Annotated in this window: 18 protein-coding genes; 13 read left to right on the top strand and 5 right to left on the bottom strand. The window is 70.1% G+C overall.

Annotation, left to right across the window (positions count from 1 at the left end):
- Nucleotides 1-139 precede the first annotated feature (139 nt).
- The 8 genes from recG to mutM all read left to right on the top strand — a co-directional run bounded on the left by recG (nt 140) and on the right by mutM (nt 7,389).
- Nucleotides 140-2,368, top strand: a complete 2,229-nt coding sequence (recG, locus tag D1369_RS11730) for an ATP-dependent DNA helicase RecG (RefSeq protein WP_007384938.1) — start codon at nt 140-142, stop codon at nt 2,366-2,368.
- A gap of 39 nt (nt 2,369-2,407) precedes the next feature.
- Nucleotides 2,408-2,995, top strand: coding sequence for a 16S rRNA (guanine(966)-N(2))-methyltransferase RsmD (gene rsmD / locus D1369_RS11725; RefSeq protein ID WP_007384939.1), 588 nt, complete (start codon nt 2,408-2,410; stop codon nt 2,993-2,995).
- Between the two features lie 26 nt (nt 2,996-3,021).
- Entirely contained in the window at nt 3,022-3,501 is a 480-nt protein-coding gene (gene coaD, locus D1369_RS11720; protein ID WP_007384940.1) for a pantetheine-phosphate adenylyltransferase, read from the top strand.
- Between the two features lie 57 nt (nt 3,502-3,558).
- Complete coding sequence (locus D1369_RS11715) at nt 3,559-4,620, top strand: hypothetical protein (protein WP_007384941.1); 1,062 nt, start codon at nt 3,559-3,561, stop codon at nt 4,618-4,620.
- 132 nt (nt 4,621-4,752) lie between these two features.
- Nucleotides 4,753-5,406, top strand: a complete 654-nt coding sequence (locus D1369_RS11710; protein WP_007384942.1) for a DUF177 domain-containing protein — start codon at nt 4,753-4,755, stop codon at nt 5,404-5,406.
- A 2-nt stretch (nt 5,407-5,408) separates the two neighbouring features.
- A complete protein-coding gene (gene rpmF / locus D1369_RS11705) occupies nt 5,409-5,582 on the top strand; it encodes a 50S ribosomal protein L32 (RefSeq protein WP_006139588.1) in 174 nt (57 codons plus the stop codon).
- Between the two features lie 19 nt (nt 5,583-5,601).
- Entirely contained in the window at nt 5,602-6,420 is an 819-nt protein-coding gene (gene rnc, locus D1369_RS11700; RefSeq protein ID WP_007384943.1) for a ribonuclease III, read from the top strand.
- 108 nt (nt 6,421-6,528) lie between these two features.
- Nucleotides 6,529-7,389 carry a bifunctional DNA-formamidopyrimidine glycosylase/DNA-(apurinic or apyrimidinic site) lyase gene (gene mutM, locus D1369_RS11695; protein WP_007384944.1) on the top strand — a complete coding sequence of 287 codons (861 nt, stop codon included), beginning with the start codon at nt 6,529-6,531 and terminating at the stop codon, nt 7,387-7,389.
- Here the strand turns inward: mutM and D1369_RS11690 are convergent.
- Both D1369_RS11690 and D1369_RS11685 read right to left on the bottom strand, forming a co-directional pair.
- Complete coding sequence (locus D1369_RS11690; protein WP_007384945.1) at nt 7,362-7,763, bottom strand: helix-turn-helix domain-containing protein; 402 nt, start codon at nt 7,761-7,763, stop codon at nt 7,362-7,364. The two genes, mutM and D1369_RS11690, sit on opposite strands and share 28 nt — an antisense overlap.
- An 82-nt stretch (nt 7,764-7,845) precedes the next feature.
- Nucleotides 7,846-8,931, bottom strand: a complete 1,086-nt coding sequence (locus tag D1369_RS11685; protein WP_037901539.1) for a CAP domain-containing protein — start codon at nt 8,929-8,931, stop codon at nt 7,846-7,848.
- A gap of 172 nt (nt 8,932-9,103) precedes the next feature.
- Between D1369_RS11685 and D1369_RS11680 the strand changes: the two genes are divergently transcribed.
- The 4 genes from D1369_RS11680 (at nt 9,104) to D1369_RS11665 (ending at nt 15,412) form a co-directional block, all read left to right on the top strand.
- On the top strand, nt 9,104-9,385 hold the full coding sequence (locus D1369_RS11680; protein WP_007384947.1) for an acylphosphatase: 282 nt from the start codon (nt 9,104-9,106) through the stop codon (nt 9,383-9,385).
- A 382-nt stretch (nt 9,386-9,767) separates the two neighbouring features.
- Nucleotides 9,768-9,971: a hypothetical protein gene (locus tag D1369_RS11675; protein WP_007384948.1), complete on the top strand. Its 204-nt coding sequence runs from the start codon at nt 9,768-9,770 to the stop codon at nt 9,969-9,971.
- A gap of 237 nt (nt 9,972-10,208) precedes the next feature.
- Nucleotides 10,209-13,814 carry a chromosome segregation protein SMC gene (smc, locus tag D1369_RS11670; protein WP_007384949.1) on the top strand — a complete coding sequence of 1,202 codons (3,606 nt, stop codon included), beginning with the start codon at nt 10,209-10,211 and terminating at the stop codon, nt 13,812-13,814.
- Nucleotides 13,815-13,993: 179 nt separating this feature from the next.
- Complete coding sequence (locus tag D1369_RS11665) at nt 13,994-15,412, top strand: sugar porter family MFS transporter (protein WP_007384950.1); 1,419 nt, start codon at nt 13,994-13,996, stop codon at nt 15,410-15,412.
- Nucleotides 15,413-15,530: 118 nt separating this feature from the next.
- On the opposite strand, the gene D1369_RS11660 is transcribed toward D1369_RS11665, so the two are convergent.
- On the bottom strand, nt 15,531-15,908 hold the full coding sequence (locus D1369_RS11660; RefSeq protein WP_007384951.1) for a hypothetical protein: 378 nt from the start codon (nt 15,906-15,908) through the stop codon (nt 15,531-15,533).
- 52 nt (nt 15,909-15,960) lie between these two features.
- On the bottom strand, nt 15,961-16,932 hold the full coding sequence (locus D1369_RS11655) for an LLM class flavin-dependent oxidoreductase (RefSeq protein WP_007384952.1): 972 nt from the start codon (nt 16,930-16,932) through the stop codon (nt 15,961-15,963).
- Nucleotides 16,933-17,399: 467 nt separating this feature from the next.
- Between D1369_RS11655 and ftsY the strand changes: the two genes are divergently transcribed.
- The gene (gene ftsY / locus D1369_RS11650) at nt 17,400-18,593 is read left to right on the top strand and encodes a signal recognition particle-docking protein FtsY (protein ID WP_037901542.1); all 1,194 of its coding nucleotides are present in this window, start codon (nt 17,400-17,402) and stop codon (nt 18,591-18,593) included.
- Between the two features lie 131 nt (nt 18,594-18,724).
- Here ftsY and D1369_RS11645 read toward each other — a convergent pair whose 3' ends face one another.
- Complete coding sequence (locus D1369_RS11645; RefSeq protein WP_007384955.1) at nt 18,725-19,381, bottom strand: bifunctional DNA primase/polymerase; 657 nt, start codon at nt 19,379-19,381, stop codon at nt 18,725-18,727.
- Between the last annotated feature and the right edge of the window lie 227 nt (nt 19,382-19,608).

Here is a 19,608-nt window from a genome sequence, read left to right as displayed (position 1 = left end):
CGCACGGCGCGGGGTAGGGCGGTCCCGGATGGGGCGGGGATCCGCGGATGGCCGGAGCGCGCCATCCTAAGTCCCCAACCAGCCGTCTGACCAGGGGTTTCCCGGGACGTATACGGCAATGTCAGTGGTGTGGTGTGCAATGGATCTCGTGCCCGCACTGGAAGAACCGCTAGAACAACCCTTGAAGGCAGTGCTCGGCCCCGCCACCGCGAAGGTGATGGCCGAGCATCTCGGCCTGCACTCCGTAGGCGACCTCCTGCACCACTACCCGCGCAGATACGAGGAGCGGGGGCAGCTGACCCACCTCGCCGACCTGCCCATGGACGAGCACGTCACCGTGGTCGCCCAGGTCGCCGACGCCCGGCTGCACACCTTCGCCTCCGCCAAGGCGCCGCGCGGCAAGGGACAGCGGCTGGAGGTCACCATCACGGACGGCAGCGGCCGCCTCCAACTGGTCTTCTTCGGCAACGGCGTCCACAAACCCCACAAGGAACTCCTGCCGGGCACCCGCGCGCTGTTCGCCGGCAAGGTCTCCCTCTTCAACCGCCGCCTCCAACTGGCGCACCCGGCGTACGAGTTGCTGCGCGGCGCCGACGACGAGGCAGCGGAGACGGTGGAGTCCTGGGCGGGCGCCCTGATCCCCCTCTACCCCGCGACCGCCAAACTGGAGTCCTGGAAGATCGGCAAGGCGATCCAGACGGTCCTGCCGAGCGCGCAGGAGGCGATCGACCCCCTCCCTCAGTCGCTGCGCGAGGGCCGCGGCCTGCTTCCCCTCCCCGAGGCCCTTCTCAAGATCCACCGCCCGCACACCAAGGCCGACATCGCCGACGCCCACGCCCGCCTCAAGTGGGACGAGGCCTTCGTCCTCCAGGTGGCACTCGCCCGCCGCCGCCGCGCGGACGCCCAACTCCCCGCGGTCCCGCGGAAACCCGCTCCCGACGGCCTGCTCTCGGCCTTCGACGACCGCCTGCCCTTCACCCTCACCGACGGCCAGCAGAAGGTCTCCAAGGAGATCTTCGACGACCTGGCGACGGACCACCCGATGCACCGGCTGCTGCAGGGCGAGGTCGGATCGGGAAAGACACTGGTGGCCCTGCGCGCCATGCTCGCCGTCGTGGACGCGGGCGGACAGGCCGCCATGCTCGCGCCCACCGAAGTGCTCGCGCAGCAGCACCACCGCTCGATCGTGGAGATGATGGGCGAGCTCGCCGAGGGCGGGATGCTGGGCGGATCCGAGCAGGGCACCAAGGTCGTCCTGCTCACCGGGTCGATGGGGACGGCCGCGCGCAGGCAGGCGATGCTGGATCTGGTCACCGGTGAGGCCGGGATCGTGATCGGCACGCACGCGCTGATCGAGGACAAGGTGCAGTTCCACGACCTGGGCCTGGTCGTGGTCGACGAACAGCACCGGTTCGGGGTCGAGCAGCGGGACGCCCTGCGCGGCAAGGGAAAGCAGCCGCCCCACCTCCTCGTCATGACGGCCACCCCCATCCCGCGCACGGTCGCCATGACGGTCTTCGGCGACCTGGAGACCTCCGTCCTCGACCAGCTCCCGGCCGGCCGCTCCCCGATCGCCAGCCATGTGGTGCCCGCCGCGGACAAGCCGCACTTCCTCACCCGGGCCTGGGAACGCGTCCGCGAGGAGGTGGAGAACGGCCACCAGGCGTACGTCGTCTGCCCCCGCATCGGCGACGAGGAGGACGACCCCAAGAAGTCCGCCAAGCAGAAGTCCGCCGAGGACGAGGCCGAGAAGCGCCCGCCGCTCGCCGTCCTGGACATCGCCGACCAGCTCGTCAAGGGGCCCCTGAGCGGTCTGAGGGTCGAGGTGCTGCACGGCCGTATGCACCCCGACGACAAGGACGCGGTCATGCGCCGCTTCGCCGCCGGCGAGACCCACGTCCTGGTCGCCACCACGGTCATCGAGGTCGGCGTCAACGTCCCCAACGCCACGGCGATGGTCATCATGGACGCCGACCGCTTCGGCGTCTCCCAGCTCCACCAGCTGCGCGGCCGGGTGGGCCGGGGCTCGGCGCCCGGGCTGTGCCTCCTGGTCTCGGAGATGCCCGAGGCGAGCCCGGCCCGCCAGCGCCTGAACGCGGTGGCGTCGACGCTGGACGGCTTCGAGCTGTCCCGCATCGACCTGGAACAGCGCCGCGAGGGAGATGTCCTGGGCCAGGCCCAGTCCGGCGCCCGGACTTCGCTGCGGGTCCTCGCCGTGATCGAGGACGAGGAGATCATCGCGGAGGCGAGGCAAGAGGCGACGGCGGTCGTGGAGGCGGACCCGGAGCTGACGGAACTTCCCGGCCTGCGGACAGCCCTGGACGCGCTTGTGGACGAGGAGAGGGAGCAGTACCTGGAAAAGGGCTGAGAAACTGAACCCGTAACGATCCCCGAACAAGGACCGAAGATGACGCGCGTGATCGCGGGCACAGCCGGCGGACGGCGCCTGGCCGTCCCGCCAGGAAACGGCACCCGTCCCACCTCGGACCGCGCGCGCGAAGGTCTCTTCTCCACCTGGCAGTCCCTGCTGGGCGGCCCGCTCCAAGGCGAGCGCGTCCTCGACCTGTACGCCGGCTCAGGAGCCGTAGGCCTCGAAGCGCTCTCCCGGGGCGCGAGCCACACCCTCCTGGTGGAGGCCGACGCCAGAGCCGCCCGCACGATCCGCGAGAACGTCAGGAACATCGGCCTGCCCGGCGCCGAAGTCCGCGCGGGCAAGGCCGAACAGATCATCCGGACGGGGGCGCCGACGGAGCCGTACGACCTCGTCTTCCTGGACCCTCCGTACCGAGTCACGGATCACGATCTTCGCGAGATCCTGCTCACACTCCGCACGGAACACTGGCTCACACCGGACGCCCTCGTCACCGTGGAGCGCAGCACCAGAGGCGGAGAATTCCACTGGCCGCCCGGTTTCGACGCGGTCAAGGCCCGTCGCTACGGCGAGGGAACGTTTTGGTACGGTCGCGCCGCCTCTACGTGCGAAGACGCACGATGACCGGACCGGAGAGCGAGGGATCTCAAGTGCGCCGCGCCGTCTGTCCCGGGTCGTTCGACCCGATCACCAACGGACACCTCGACATCATCTCCCGCGCCTCCAGACTGTACGACGAGGTCTACGTCGCGGTGATGATCAACAAGTCCAAGAAGGGCCTGTTCGAGATCGACGAACGGATCGACCTGATCCGCGAGGTCACCGCCGAGTACGGCAACGTGATCGTGGAGGCCTTCCACGGCCTCCTCGTCGACTACTGCAAGGAGCGCGACATCCCGGCCATCGTCAAGGGCCTGCGCGCGGTCAGCGACTTCGACTACGAGCTCCAGATGGCCCAGATGAACAACGGCCTCAGCGGTGTCGAGACCCTTTTCGTCCCGACCAACCCCACCTACAGCTTCCTGTCCTCCTCGCTCGTCAAGGAGGTCGCGACCTGGGGCGGAGACGTCTCCCACCTGGTCCCCCCGAGGGTTCTCGAAGCCCTGAACGAGCGCCTCCACAAGGGCTGATGGGGCTACAGTCGTCCCGTCCGTCTCCAACACAGCTGTAGAGAGTGGCGAGCACAGGTGGACGTGCAGAAGAAGCTCGACGAGATCGTCGCCGCGGTCTCCGGCGCCCGTTCGATGCCCATGTCGGCCTCGGTGATCGTCAACCGCGCCGACCTGCTCGCGATGCTCGAAGAACTGCGCCAGGCCCTGCCGGGCTCCCTCGCGCAGGCCCAGGAGCTGATCGGCGACCGTGAGCAGATGGTCGAGCAGGCACGCCAGGAGGCCGAGCGGATCATCGGGCAGGCGCACGCCGAGCGCGGCTCCCTGATCTCCGACACCGAGATCGCCCGCCGCTCCCAGGCCGAGGCCGACCGGATCCTGAACGAGGCCCGCCAGGAGGCCGAGGAGGTCCGCGCCGAGGCCGACGACTACGTCGACTCCAAGCTCGCCAACTTCGAGGTCGTCCTCACCAAGACCCTCGGCTCGGTCGGCCGCGGTCGCGAGAAGCTCCTCGGCACCGGCCCGGGCCTCGACGAGCACGGCTACGAGGACGAGGACGCCCCCGAGCGCAGCCACGACCCCGAGACGCTGCGCAAGGACGCCGACTCCTACGTCGACGCCAAGCTCGGCGCCTTCGAGGCGGTCCTCGCCAAGACCCTGGAGGCCGTCGGCCGCGGCCGCCAGAAGCTGCACGGCCGTATCGCATCCGACGACCTCGGTGCCCTCGCCGACGACACCTCCACCGTCCAGCACTCCAGCGACGCCGACTACCTGGCCGACCTCACCGCCCTGGCGGAGCAGGACGCCCAGGCCCAGCAGGCGGCCCAGCAGCCGGACTACGCCCAGCAGCCGGCGTACGGCTACCAGCAGCAGACCGACGCCTACGCCGGGTACCAGCAGCAGCCCGATCCGTACGCGCAGCAGCAGGACCCGTACGGCTACCAGCAGGCCGACCCCTATGCCTACCAGGGCTACGACCAGCAGCAGGCCGCGTACGACCAGCAGACACAGCAGGCTCACCAGCCGCAGCAGACGCATCAGCCGCAGCAGAGCTACGCCCTCGACGAGACGAGTCTCTTCGACACCGGCATGATCACGCCGGAGCAGTTGAGGGCGTACGAGCAGGGCCGCGGCCAGTAGGAGACCACCGGATTGGGCCGTGAGCGAAAGGTCCAGTATCCTGGCTCTTCGGTCGCGTGTACGTCCGCGATCAACGCTGCCCGGGAACACCGAAGGGCAGTGTCCCTCTGAGCTCGAAGATCGAAAGCAGGAATGGCTCCCAACGCGCGCCTCGACCACCGCAACCCTCTCGTGTTCGACACACACGAGCTGGGGCGGCGTCCTGGCGCGCTGCAGCGCCTGACCCGTGAGATCGACGCTCCCAAGGATCTCGGCATCCAGGGAGTGATCGGAGTGCCGGAAGGCGCCCCGGTCGTGCTCGAACTCCGGCTCGAGTCGGTCATGGAAGGGGTGCTTGTCACAGGCACCGCCCGTGCACAGGCCGAGGGGGAGTGCGTAAGGTGTCTGGAGCCGCTTGAGCTGGCGCTCGAAGCGGACTTCCAGGAGATGTTCTCGTACCCTGACGCCGACGACCGTGGCCGCGTGAAAGCGGAACCGGCCGACGACGCCGAGGAAGACGAGGACAGGCTCTTCATCGAGGACGGCCTGTTCGACCTCGAACCCGTGCTGCGTGATGCGGTGGTGCTCGCACTGCCGATGCAGCCGGTGTGCCAGGACGACTGTCTGGGCCTGTGCTCCGAGTGCGGAGAACGGCTCACGGACGACCCGGACCACCACCACGACGCCGTCGACATCCGTTGGGCGGCACTGCAGGGACTCGCCGGTTCACTCGAAGACGGCGAGAAGGACGAGATGAGTGGCGAAGCGCCTCGATCGGCGCCCGCCAACGAGAAGCAGGAGAAGTAGCCGTGGCTGTTCCGAAGCGGAAGATGTCGCGCAGCAACACGCGCCACCGCCGGTCGCAGTGGAAGGCTGCGGTCCCCACCCTGGTTGCGTGCGAGCGCTGCCACGAGCCCAAGCTGCAGCACATCGCGTGCCCCGCTTGTGGCACCTACAACAAGCGCCAGGTCCTCGAGGTCTGAGCGGCTGGTGAGAGGCACTGTGTCCACGCCGAAGAAGAACTCGGGCGACAACCAGGCCTCGTCCCACACGCTGTTGGAAGGGCGGCTCGGGTACAAGCTCGAGTCCGCCCTTCTGGTGCGTGCGCTGACCCACCGCTCCTACGCGTACGAGAACGGCGGCCTGCCGACCAACGAGCGTCTGGAGTTCCTCGGGGACTCCGTGCTCGGCCTCGTGGTCACGGACACGCTGTACAACACCCACCCCGACCTGCCCGAAGGCCAACTGGCCAAGTTGCGGGCCGCGGTGGTCAACTCACGCGCACTTGCGGAGGTCGGCCGCGGGCTCGACCTGGGTTCCTTCATCCGGCTCGGCCGTGGTGAAGAGGGCACAGGCGGCCGGGACAAGGCATCCATCCTCGCCGACACCCTGGAAGCGGTGATCGGCGCGGTCTATCTCGACCAGGGTCTCAAGGCGGCCTCCGAACTGGTCCACCGCCTGTTCGACCCCCTGATCGAGAAATCCTCGAACCTCGGTGCCGGCCTGGACTGGAAGACCAGTCTCCAGGAGCTCACCGCGACCGAAGGACTCGGCGTGCCCGAGTACCTGGTCACGGAGACCGGCCCCGATCACGAGAAGACCTTCACTGCTGCCGCCCGCGTCGGAGGCGTCTCGTACGGCACCGGCACCGGCCGCAGCAAGAAGGAGGCGGAGCAGCAGGCCGCGGAATCCGCCTGGAGGTCCATCCGGGCCGCCGCGGACGAGCGTGCCAAGGCGGCGGCCGAAGCGGCTGTCGAAGCCGCCGAAGTCGTCGAAGCCGTCGAGGACGACGACGAAGGTCCGTCTTCCGTCTCCGCCTGACGCCTGGAAGCACCCAGCGCGTCTGGAAGAACAGCGCAGCCGAGCGCCTGTCCCTGAACACCGGGGCGGGCGCTCGGCTCATACACCGGTCCGTGACGGGGGAGCCCCATGCCCGAGTTGCCCGAGGTCGAGGTCGTACGGCGTGGCCTTGAGCGGTGGGTCGCCCACCGCACGGTCGCCGAGGCCGAGGTGCTGCACCCGCGCGCGGTCCGCCGTCACCTCGCCGGTGCCGAGGACTTCGCGCACCGCCTCGAGGGCCACCGTGTCGGCACCCCGAGCCGCCGCGGGAAGTACCTCTGGCTGCCCCTGGAGGACACGGACCAGTCGGTCCTGGCCCATCTCGGGATGAGCGGCCAGCTGCTGGTCCAGCCGCATGCCGCGCCCGACGAGAAGCACCTCAGGATCCGGGTGCGGTTCGCCGACGAGGTCGACACCGAACTCCGCTTCGTCGACCAACGCACCTTCGGCGGGCTGTCGTTGCACGACAACACCCCCGACGGACTGCCCGACGTCATCGCGCACATCGCGCGCGACCCCCTCGACCCGCTCTTCGACGACGAGGCCTTCCACCAGGCCCTGCGCCGCAAGCGCAGCACCATCAAACGGGCCCTGCTGGACCAGTCGTTGATCAGCGGAGTCGGCAACATCTACGCGGACGAGGCCCTTTGGCGCTCGCGCATCCACTACGAGCGCCCCACCGCCGGCTTCACGCGCCCGCGCACGGCCGAACTCCTGGGCCACGTCCGGGACGTGATGAACGCGGCCCTCGCGGTCGGCGGCACCAGCTTCGACAGCCTGTACGTCAACGTCAACGGCGAGTCCGGGTACTTCGACCGGTCCCTCGACGCGTACGGCCGTGAAGGACTGCCGTGCAAGCGGTGCGGTACGCCGATGCGCCGACGGCCCTGGATGAACCGGTCCAGCTACTTCTGCCCGAGGTGTCAGCGGGCGCCGCGCGTCACGTCGTAGCGCTCGCGGGCGGCCAGGACGTCGTCCATGCGGCCCTCGACGAAGCGGATGAGGCCCAGCAGCCGCTCGGCGACCTCGTGGCCCAGCGGGGTCAGCTCGTAGTCGACCCGGGGCGGGTTGGTGGGCTGGGCCTCGCGGTGCACCAGGCCGTCGCGCTCCAGCCCCTGGAGCGTCTGGGAGAGCATCTTCTCGCTCACGCCGTCGACCCGGCGGCGCAGCTCGTTGAAGCGCAGCGAGCCCTCGTACAGGGCGCCGAGGGTGAGGGCGCCCCAGCGGCCCGTCACATGCTCCAGCGTGCCGCGCGAGGGGCAGGCCTTGGCGAACACGTCGTACGGGAGGTCCCGGGCCTCCGGGGGCTGCTGCGTGGTGTCCATATCCCGAGCGTACTGGACGACAGCACTAACCGACAGGTCGCACTAACGAAAAGTTAGTGCGACGCGTCGTCATCGCCGGCCTCTAGTAGCCGAAGTCCTGGGTCCACCAGGGGCCGCCCGCACCGAACTGCACGCCCACGCCCAGGGTCTTGAAGTCGCAGTTCAGGATGTTGGCCTTGTGGCCGGGACTGTTCATCCAGGCTTCCATGACCGAGGCCGCGTCGGCCTGGCCCCGGGCGATGTTCTCGCCGCCGAGGCTGGTGATCCCGGCCTTCGCGGCGCGGTCCCACGGGGTGGCGCCGCTCGGGTCGGTGTGGTCGAAGAAGCCCTGGTCGGCCATGGCCTTGCTGAAGGTCTCGGCGAGCTCGGTCAGCGCGCTGTTGGCGGCGACGGGGCTGCAGCCGACCTTCGCCCGCTCGACGTTGACGAGCCTGAGCACCTCGGCTTCGGCGGCGGCCTCCGTGGAGACCTCCACCGGCGCGGTGGTCTCCTTCTTCGCCGGCTCCCGCTCCTTCTGCGAGGGCGTGGTCTTCGGCTTCTTGCTCGGCGTGGCCGTCGGCTGCTTCTCCGCCGGCTTCTCGGTCGGGGCGGCCGTCGAGGTCGAGGGGGCCGGCGCGGGCGAGGAGGCGCGGTCGGCGTCCCGGCTCGTCGACGAGCCGTCCTCGCGACTGTCCGAGCTGCCGGCGCTGCCGGAGGTGCCGCCCTGCTCGGCGGGGGAGTTGGTGGGCGAGCCCGCCGCCTGCACGTCACCGCCGGTGGTGCTGCCACCGCCGATCTTGTAGTTGTCCAGGCCGGGCACGACGCCCGTGGCGACCGCCACCGTGCCGATCGCGACGGCGGCCGAGACGCCGAGCAGACCGGTCTTGACCGGTGTCACGAGGTTCCTCTTGCGGCGGCGGTGCGAGCCGCCCCGGCGCGGACCGTCGGCGGGCGTGTAGCCCTCGCCCCGGTACAGCGCGTACTCCTCCTCCGACGCGAACAGGTAGGCGTCACTGCGCGCGTAGGGGTCGGCGTCCTCGTGGCTCGGATAGGTCGAGCTGGCCACCGAGGCGAAGTTGTACGAGTCCTGCGGGTCGAATTCGCTTCCGTAGGAGCTGTGTGTCTGTGTGAACCCCGTGGCGCGGCCCGTGGCGGCGCGGCCGGCGGCGGAGCGTCGGTGGCGTCCCATGTCCTTGCCTTCCTCGTCTGTTCTTGAGGTCGACGCGTCCCCCCGGTCAACCAAAGTCACAAAACCCACACGATCAAGTGAGTTTCGTATGAGATTCATTGGCAGCGGACAGTACCGCATTGCGCCAGATGGAGGAGTGTCGGGAGAGACATTGGCCGGTTAGGTTGCACCCATGAGCGAGGAAGTGCGACTGGTCGCCTGGGTGCGTGGACGCGTCCAAGGTGTGGGTTTCCGCTGGTTCACGCGGGCCAAGGCGCTGGAGATCGGCGGCCTGAGTGGTTTTGCTCTCAATCTGGACGACGGACGCGTGCAAGTGGTCGCGGAGGGACCGCGCAAGGGCTGTCAGGGACTCCTGGACTGGCTCCTGGGCGACGACACGCCCGGCCGTGTCGACGGGGTCACCGAGATCTGGGACACACCCCGCGGGGGTTACGACGGCTTCGCCATCCGATGAGCCGTTTCTGCGAAGCGGCCCCGGTGGAAGCGGTGGGACATGCCACGAGCACCTGCCCGGAGGAGAAAGGCGCTGGTGGTTGCCAAGAAGCCCCGTGCCATGGCAGGCTCCGCAGCTAAGAATGATCGTCACGCCCCCGGGTCCCGAGGGAGCCGCTGCGCCGCCGTTCTCAGGCCGCACCGGCACGGGTTGCCGCCAATACGGGGCGTGATCGTGTTGACCGTCAAACTTTTTGGTGAGACGCTGAAAGCACCCCGCGCACCTTAGCTGTTTGGCATGGAAGAACGACAGCACGAACTCAAAAGTGTCAAGCACCACGGGTGCGAATCCCTCACGACCCACACCGCATCGGTCGGTCACTCATTGTGGAGGACCATCCATCATGGCAAAGGCGCTTCTCGGTTACGTCGGCGGCTCGGACCCTCGACTCCTCGCCGAGATGCGACGGCTCCAGCAGCGCGTCCAGGACCTGGAATCCGAGCTCGTACGGATCCAGGCTGAGAACGACGAGCTCGCGGCTGCCGCTTCTCACGACAGGATCATGGAGAGCATCGACGCACACCAGGCGGAGCCTGCGCTCACCTGATCGCTGCATCGCTCCACGACAGCTCACGCAGTGGTCGGGCGGCCCGTATCAACCGCTGATCCGTATCAACCGCTCAGTTGTCAGAGTATTCAAGGGACGCTTCGGCGTCCCTTCTTTCTTGCCCCCGCACCCTTTCACTCTCTTAACGTTTGGTGTGCCCTGCACGTTCAACGGTGAAACCGCGGGGGACAGCGCGTTCATGGAGTGAGACACCCCCGGAAGGTAGAGTCCAGCGGCGTGCACCTCAAGGCCCTGACCCTCCGAGGGTTCAAGTCGTTCGCCTCGGCGACCACGCTCCGGTTCGAGCCGGGGATCACGTGCGTCGTCGGGCCCAACGGCTCGGGCAAGTCCAACGTCGTGGACGCCCTCAGCTGGGTCATGGGCGAACAGGGCGCCAAGTCGCTACGCGGCGGCAAGATGGAGGACGTCATCTTCGCCGGCACCACCGGGCGCCCGCCGCTCGGCCGCGCCGAGGTGTCCCTGACCATCGACAACTCCGACGGTGCCCTGCCCATCGAGTACGCCGAGGTCACCATCACGCGGATCATGTTCCGCAACGGCGGCAGCGAGTACCAGATCAACGGCGACACCTGCCGCCTCCTGGACATCCAGGAACTCCTGTCCGACTCCGGCATCGGCCGCGAGATGCACGTGATCGTCGGCCAGGGCCAGCTCGACTCCGTCCTGCACGCGGACCCGACGGGCCGCCGCGCCTTCATCGAGGAGGCCGCCGGCGTCCTCAAGCACCGCAAGCGCAAGGAGAAGGCGCTCCGCAAGCTGGACGCGATGCAGGCCAACCTCGCGCGCGTGCAGGACCTCACCGACGAACTCCGGCGCCAGCTCAAGCCGCTCGGCAGACAGGCCGCGGTCGCCCGCCGGGCCGCCGTCATCCAGGCCGACCTGCGTGACGCCCGCCTCCGGCTGCTCGCCGACGATCTCGTACGACTGCGCCAGGCGCTCCAGGCCGAGGTCGCGGACGAGGCCGCGCTGAAGGAGCGCAAGGAGGCCGCCGAGCAGGAGCTGAAGAAGGCCCTCCAGCGCGAGGCGCTTCTGGAGGACGAGGTACGGCAGCTCACGCCCCGCCTGCAGCGCGCCCAGCAGACCTGGTACGAGCTCTCCCAGCTCGCCGAGCGGGTGCGCGGCACGATCTCGCTGGCCGACGCCCGGGTGAAGAGCGCGACCTCGGCGCCGCCCGAGGAACGCCGGGGCCGGGACCCCGAGGACATGGAACGCGAGGCCGCGCGGATCCGCGAGCAGGAGGCCGAGCTGGAGGCTGCCCTGGAGGCGGCCGAGCGCGCTCTGGAGGACACGGTCGCGCACCGCGCCGATCTGGAGCGCGCGCTCACCCAGGAGGAACGGCGTCTCAAGGACGTGGCCCGGGCCATCGCCGACCGTCGCGAGGGCCTCGCCCGTCTCAGCGGCCAGGTCAACGCGGCCCGTTCCCGCGCCGCCTCCGCCCAGGCCGAGATCGACCGCCTCGCCGCCGCCCGGGACGAGGCCCAGGAGCGGGCGTTCGCCGCGCAGGAGGAGTACGAGGCCCTGAAGGCCGAGGTCGACGGCCTCGACGCGGGCGACGCGGAGCTGGCGGAACAGCACGAGGCGGCCAAGCGGCAGCTCGCGGAGGCGGAGGCCGCACTGACCGCCGCCCGCGAGGCGACCACGGCGGCGGAACGCAGGCGGGCGGCGACCCAGGCCCGGCACGAAGCGCTGGCGATGGGGCTGCGGAGGAAGGACGGCAGCGGCGCCCTGCTCGGTGCGAAGGACCGCCTCACCGGCCTGCTGGGCCCGGCGGCGGAGCTGTTGACGGTGACCCCGGGCCACGAGGTGGCCGTGGCGGCGGCGTTCGGAGCGGCGGCGGACGCCCTCGCGGTGACGTCCCCGTCGGCGGCGGCGGAAGCGATCCGCCTGCTGCGGAAACAGGACGGAGGCAGAGCTTCACTGCTCGTCGCCGGGGAATCGGACCGACCTGGGGGCGCGGGGCTGAATCAATCTGCGGCTCCGCCGCGGGGCGCGACCAGCCACGACGGACCCGCGGACGCCACCCATCAGCACGCGGCAGACCTCGTCCGCGCACCCTCCGATCTCATGCCGTCCGTAAGACGTCTCCTCCACGGCATCGTCGTTGTCAACACCCTCGAAGACGCCGAAGACCTCGTCTACGCCAACCCCCACCTCACCGCCGTCACCGCCGAGGGTGACCTCCTCGGCGCCCACTTCGCCCGCGGCGGCTCCGCGGGCGCCCCGAGCCTCCTCGAAGTGCAGGCATCGGTGGACGAGGCCGCAGCGGAACTGGAAGAGCTGGCCGTCCGCTGCGAGGAACTCACCGAGGCCCAGCACACCGCGGTCGAGCACCGCAGGACATGCGCCGCCCAGGTCGAGGAGCTCGGAGAGCGCCGCAGGGCTGCCGACCGTGAGAAGTCCTCCGTGGCCCAGCAACTCGGCCGCCTCGCCGGCCAGGCGAAGGGCGCCGCCGGCGAGGCCGAGCGGTCCACCGCGGCAGCCACGCGCGCGCAGGACGCGCTGGAGAAGGCACTCGAAGAGGCCGAGGAACTCGCCGAACGCCTCGCCGTGGCCGAGGAGATGCCGGTCGAGGAGGAGCCCGACACCTCCGTACGGGACCGGCTCGCCGCCGACGGGGCCAACGCCCGCCAGACCGAGATGGAGGCCCGGCTCCAGGTCCGTACGCACGAGGAGCGGGTCAAGGGACTCGCCGGCCGCGCCGACTCCCTCGACCGTGCCGCCCGCGCGGAGCGGGACGCACGCGCGCGTGCCGAACAGCGGCGGGCCCGGCTGCGGCACGAGGCCGCCGTGGCCGGGGCTGTCGCTTCCGGTGCGCGGCAGCTGCTCGCGCATGTCGAGGTGTCCCTCGCGCGCGCGGACGCGGAGCGGACCGCCGCCGACGCGGCGAAGGCGTTCAGGGAGCGGGAGCTGACCGCTGCCCGCAACACCGGCCGGGACCTCAAGGCCGAGCTCGACAAGCTGACCGACTTCGTCCACCGGGGCGAAGTCCTCGGGGCCGAGAAGCGGATGCGGATCGAGCAGCTGGAGACCAAGGCGCTGGAGGAGCTGGGTGTCGAGCCGGCGGGCCTGGTCGAGGAGTACGGCCCCCACCAGCTCGTACCGCCCTCTCCGCCCGCCGAGGGCGAGGAACTGCCGGAGGACCCGGAGCATCCGCGCAACCAGCCGAAGCAGTTCCACCGGGCCGAGCAGGAGAAGCGGCTCAGGGCGGCCGAGCGGGCGTACCAGCAGCTCGGCAAGGTCAATCCGCTCGCGCTGGAGGAGTTCGCGGCGCTGGAGGAGCGGCACAAGTTCCTCAGTGAGCAGCTGGAGGACCTGAAGAAGACCCGCGCCGACCTGCTTCAGGTGGTGAAGGAGGTCGACGAGCGTGTCGAGCAGGTGTTCACCGAGGCATACCGGGACACGGCCCGGGAGTTCGAGGGCGTCTTCAGCCGGCTCTTCCCGGGCGGCGAGGGGCGGCTGATCCTGACCGACCCTGACAACATGCTCACCACCGGCGTGGACGTCGAGGCGCGGCCGCCGGGCAAGAAGGTCAAGCGGCTCAGCCTGCTCTCCGGTGGCGAGCGTTCCCTCACGGCCGTAGCGTTGCTGGTGTCGATCTTCAAGGCACGGCCCAGCCCGTTCTACGTCATGGACGAGGTCGAGGCCGCCCTCGACGACACCAACCTCCAGCGGCTGATCCGCATCATGCAGGAGCTGCAGGAGGCCTCGCAGCTCATCGTGATCACGCACCAGAAGCGGACGATGGAGGTCGCCGACGCGCTGTACGGCGTCTCCATGCAGGGCGACGGGGTGTCGAAGGTCATCAGTCAGCGGCTGCGCTGACCCTCTTGCTTCAAGAAGTGAACGCATGTGGCGGTCATCTGTCTAAGTTCTCACAATTCGCCGCGTTTGAATTTGAGACTTGAAGGCATAAGGTCAGGAACGTTGGATTTACCTTCAGGTACCACCTACCTGGGGGGCTGACCACACCGACAGCGTTGCCGGTGGCCCGAGGAGTAAACGTGACCAGCACAGCACAGGCATCCGAACCAGGAGCCCGTACGGCTCATCCCGATCATCTCGGGCATGTCATCTTCATCGCGGCGGCGGCCGCGATGGGCGGGTTCCTCTTCGGCTACGACAGCTCCGTGATCAACGGCGCGGTCGAGGCCATCCGGGGCCGCTACGACGTCGGCTCCGCGGCCCTGGCGCAGGTCATCGCCATCGCCCTGATCGGCTGTGCGATCGGCGCGGCGACCGCCGGACGCATCGCGGACCGCATCGGCCGTATCCGCTGCATGCAGATCTCGGCCGTCCTCTTCACGGTCAGCGCCATCGGGTCCGCGCTGCCCTTCGCGCTGTACGACCTGGCGTTCTGGCGGATCGTCGGCGGCTTCGCCATCGGCATGGCCTCGGTCATCGGCCCCGCCTACATCGCCGAGGTCGCGCCGCCCGCCTACCGCGGCCGGCTCGGGTCCTTCCAGCAGGCCGCGATCGTCATCGGCATCGCCATCTCGCAGCTGGTCAACTGGGGCCTGCTGAACGCCGCCGGCGGTGACCAGCGCGGCAAGCTGATGGGCCTGGAGGCCTGGCAGGTCATGCTCGGCGTCATGGTGATCCCGGCCGTCCTCTACGGGCTGCTCTCCTTCGCCATCCCCGAGTCCCCGCGGTTCCTGATCTCCGTCGGCAAGCACGAGCGGGCCCGGGAGATCCTCGCCGAGGTCGAGGGCGACAAGATCGACCTCGACGCGCGCGTGGCCGAGATCGAGCACGCCATGAAGAGCGAGCACAAGTCGACGTTCAAGGACCTGCTCGGCGGGAGCTTCTTCTTCAAGCCGATCGTCTGGGTCGGCATCGGCCTGTCGGTCTTCCAGCAGTTCGTCGGCATCAACGTCGCGTTCTACTACTCCTCGACGCTGTGGCAGTCGGTGGGTGTCGACCCGACGGACTCGTTCTTCTACTCCTTCACGACGTCGATCATCAACATCGTCGGCACCGTGATCGCCATGATCTTCGTGGACCGCATCGGCCGCCGGCCGCTCGCCCTGATCGGTTCGGTCGGCATGGTGATCGGTCTCGCGCTGGAGGCCTGGGCGTTCTCCTTCGACCTGGTCGACGGCAAGCTGCCGGCCGCGCAGGGCTGGACCGCCCTGATCGCCGCCCATGTGTTCGTGCTCTTCTTCGCCCTCTCCTGGGGTGTGGTCGTCTGGGTCTTCCTCGGTGAGATGTTCCCGAACCGGATCCGCGCCGCCGCCCTCGGTGTGGCCGCCTCCGCGCAGTGGATCGCCAACTGGGCCATCACCGCGAGCTTCCCGTCGCTGGCCGACTGGAACCTGTCCGCGACCTACGTGATCTACACGGTCTTCGCCGCGCTCTCCATCCCGTTCGTCCTCAAGTACGTCAAGGAGACGAAGGGCAAGGCGCTGGAGGAGATGGGCTGACGCCCCCGCGAACCCGGGGGGAGGGGCCAACACCCCGCTGCCCCTCTCCTCGAACCGTCCGCCGCCCCCGGTCCGGCAACCGCCTGGACCGGGGGCGGCGGTGTCGTACCGCACGGGGTCACCAGATGAGGACGCCGCCGCCGATCTCCAGGGCCTTGCGGGAGCTCTCCTCGATGATCCGCAGCCGGGTGTCGATCTGGTGCCGGTGCTCCTCGACCGTCCGTGGCCGGTGGGTGCCGTGGGCGAACTCGTCGAGACGGGAACGCAGCAGCGCCACTTCGCGCTGGAACCCAGGCACGTCCTCGGCCTCGACATAGAGGTCGTCCTCGGCCAGTACGGGCAGGAAGCGCGCACCGAGCGAGCGCACGAACTCCGAGCCCCACACCGTCGTACGCCACGACTCGAAGCCGCCGGACTGGTACACGCCGTCCGGCACGTCAAGGATCCGCCGCTTGCCGTCCGGCTCCCGGACGAACACTTCCACCAACAGACTCATGGGCTCAGTGGAGCATCGCCGAGTCCTCGCCGACCACCGGATATCGCCCGGCTCAGCCGTTCAGCGCGGGAAGGACCCGCTCCGCGAACAACCGCAGACTCCGCCACCCCTCCTCCACCGGCATTCCGCCCGCCAGCGGATGCAGGACGAGGTTGTCGAGGCCCTGCTCCACGCACTCCTCGGGCGTGAGGATCCGGTACACGCCCTCCGCGCGCAGTTCGTCGACCGACGTGGCCGCCGAACGCACCGCCGAGCGGATGTCACCGGACTGCCAGGAGGCGTACGTCCGGGCCTCGTGCAGGAAGTGCTTCCCATGCCGGTCCCACGTCTCGTCCGGGTCCTCGGCGATGTGCAGCAACGGCGTCTCGGCCGTCGGCATCATGGTCCAGCCCTCGGTGCCGTACTCGACGAGCCGCTCCTTGTAGTACGCCTCCAGCTCCGGCAGATGCGCGCTGGGGAAGAAGGGGAGACCCAGGCGGGCGGCCCGGCGGGCGGCGGCCTTCGAGGAGCCGCCGACCAGGAGAAGGGGGTGCGGGTCGGTGAAGGGGCGCGGGGTGACCCGTACGGTACGGCCGCGGTACTCGAACTCCTCGCCTGTCCAGGCCTTCAGCAGGGTCTCCAGCAGCTCGTCCTGCAAGCGGCCCCGCCGCCGCCACTCCACGTCGAACAGGGCGTACTCCTCGGGCCGGTACCCGATCCCGGCGACCGTCACCAGCCGACCGCCGCTCAGCAGGTCCAGTACGGCGATCTCCTCGGCCAGGCGGAGCGGATCGTGCAGCGGGCCGATCACGGCGGAGACGGTGACCGCGATCCTCCGCGTCGCGCCGAACACCGCGCCCGCGAAGGCGAACGGCGACGGCAGCCAGTTGTTGTCGACGCCGTGGTGCTCCTCGGTCTGCACGGTGGTGATCCCGTGCTCGTCGGCGTACGCGGCCATCTCCAGGGCGGCCCGGTAGCGGGCGCTGAGGGACGCGGGCGTCGCGCCGGGCTCGACGAGGTTGAAACGGACGACCGTGACGGGCATGGGAGGTCCCCCTTCACCGGACGGGTGGTGCGGGGACGGTAGCTGACGAGGCGTCAGATTACTATGGGGCCGGCAGGCGCTCGCGTCGACGGCTTGGTGCGCGGCGGGACCCGGTGCCGCTGCCGCGCCGCGCTTGCGGCCGGGTGCGGTGCCGGGTGGTGCCGGGCGGGGGACGTGCCCTGCCTGCGAGTGGCCCCCGAGTCGCGGCTCAGAGGACGGTGTCGACTCGGTCCGTCGTCCGGTCGGCCGACCGGGTTCACGGCCGCCGGCTTCGCCAGTGCCGCGTACGGCGGCCCCGAGACTGTGATCGTCGCGTGGGCGGTGAACCCGTTGGAACAGGTCCCCGGTCCGTGCGGTGCGCTCCCGCTCGGCGGGTGGCCCGGGGCCGTTGCTTTCGAGGGGTCTCGCTTTTCTGAGCACAGCGGCGCGCTCGCCCCGGTGAGGGCGGGATGGATACTGGACGGGTTATGGAAACCGTCATCCTTGCTGTAGTCATCGCCGTGGTCGTGCTCGGTGTGCTCGGCGGGCTCGTCGTCGGCAGCCGACGCAAGAAGTCGCTGCCCCCGCCACCTCCCGCCGCGCCCGACATCACCGCCCCTCCGGCCGAGCCGCACGTCGGCGACGAGGCCGAGACGCCGCGCGACGAACCGCGCCGGACCATTGAGGAGGTGGATCTCCCGGGCGGCTCGGCGCCGCCCGTCGTGGAAGAGCTCCCGCCGACCGAGATCGAAGTCCCGGAGCCCACCGCCGGACGTCTGGTCCGGCTGCGCACCCGGCTCTCCCGTTCGCAGAACGCGCTCGGCAAGGGGCTGCTCACGCTCCTGTCGCGCGAACACCTCGACGACGACACCTGGGAGGAGATCGAGGACATCCTCCTCACCGCCGACGTCGGTGTCGCCCCCACCCAGGAACTGGTCGACGGGCTGCGCGAGCGGGTGAAGGTGCTCGGCACCCGGACCCCCGACGAACTGCGCGGACTGCTGCGCGCCGAGCTGCTCAAGCTGGTCGGCACCGAGGTCGACCGCACGGTGCGCACCGAGCCCGAGGAGCGCAAGCCGGGCATCGTGATGGTCGTCGGGGTCAACGGCACCGGCAAGACCACCACCACCGGCAAGCTGGCGCGCGTGCTCGTGGCCGACGGGCGGAGCGTCGTCCTGGGTGCCGCCGACACCTTCCGGGCCGCCGCCGCCGACCAGCTCCAGACCTGGGGCGAGCGGGTGGGTGCCCACACCGTGCGCGGGCCCGAGGGGGGCGACCCCGCCTCCGTCGCCTTCGACGCGGTGAAGGAGGGCAAGGAGATGGGGGTCGACGTGGTCCTCATCGACACCGCCGGCCGCCTCCACACCAAGACCGGTCTCATGGACGAGCTCGGCAAGGTCAAGCGGGTCGTCGAGAAGCACGCCCCGCTCGACGAGGTGCTGCTGGTGCTGGACGCCACGACGGGGCAGAACGGCCTGGTGCAGGCCCGCGTCTTCGCCGAGGTCGTCGACATCACCGGCATCGTCCTGACCAAGCTGGACGGCACCGCCAAGGGCGGCATCGTGGTCGCGGTCCAGCGTGAACTGGGCGTGCCGGTCAAGCTGATCGGCCTCGGAGAGGGCGCGGACGACCTGGCGCCGTTCGAGCCGGAAGCGTTCGTGGACGCGCTGATCGGCGACTGAGACGCCGTACCCGCGGCCGAGTCGGAGCCGTGGAACGCGAAGAAGCGCCCGCCCCCGAGGTGCAGTCGGGGACGGGCGCTTCGCTGTGTACGGCCGGCTGTACGGCTGTATGGCTTACGGCGGCTGTACGACTATGCGCGCGACCGGTGCGCCACGTACGCCAGCGTCCCCAGCAGCAGGCGGGCGGCCGGCGGTTTCGTCGCCGTGTCCAGGGAAGACGGCCGCAGCCACTGCACCGGCCCCAGGCCGCCCCGGTCCGACGGCGGAGCCGTGATGTGGGTACCGGGGCCCAGCCCGCGCAGGTCGAGGGAGGCGGTGTCGTCCCAGCCCATGCGGTAGAGGAGCTCGGCCAGGTCGGACGCGGCGCCGGGGGCGACGAAGAACTGGGCGCGGCCCTCGGGGGTCGCGGTCACCGGGCCGAGCGGCAGGCCCATGCGCTCCAGGCGGACCAGGGCCCGGCGCCCGGCGGGCTCGGCGACCTCGATGACGTCGAAGGCACGGCCGACCGGCAGCATCACGGAGGCGCCGGGGAACTCGCCCCATGCCTTGGTCACCTCGTCGAGCGTGGCCCCGGCCGGGACCGGGGGCGCGAAGTCGAGGGGGTGGGCGCCGGGGTGAGGGCAGTCCGCGCGGCCGCAGGAGCAGGCGCCGGCCGAGGCCCGCGCGCCCGGGACGACGTCCCAGCCCCAGAGTCCGGTGAACTCGGCGACGGCGGTGCACTCCGAGGAGCGGCCGCGCCTGCGCGTACCGGAACGAATCTCCCGAATGCCGCCGATCGTGAAGCCCATGCCCCCTCCAACGGGTCCAGCGCGCCGGTGGTTACGAGGCGGACGCGACCGGTCACTCTCCGTTGCCTCTTCCGGGCGACGGTGGCGCCCGGAAGCGCCCAGGGTGGTGCGCCGGGACATGTGCGCCCCTGAGTGCACCGCTCCGCCCACCTCGCTCGGTCTATGTCAAGTGAATCGTGTGGAGGCGACCGTGAGTTCATTCGAAGGGGTGGCGAATGGTGGCGTTT

The sequence above is a fragment of the Streptomyces sp. CC0208 genome (assembly GCF_003443735.1).
In the GTDB taxonomy this organism is placed as follows: Bacteria; Actinomycetota; Actinomycetes; order Streptomycetales; family Streptomycetaceae; genus Streptomyces; species Streptomyces sviceus.
This window is presented reverse-complemented; position numbering and strand designations above follow the sequence as displayed.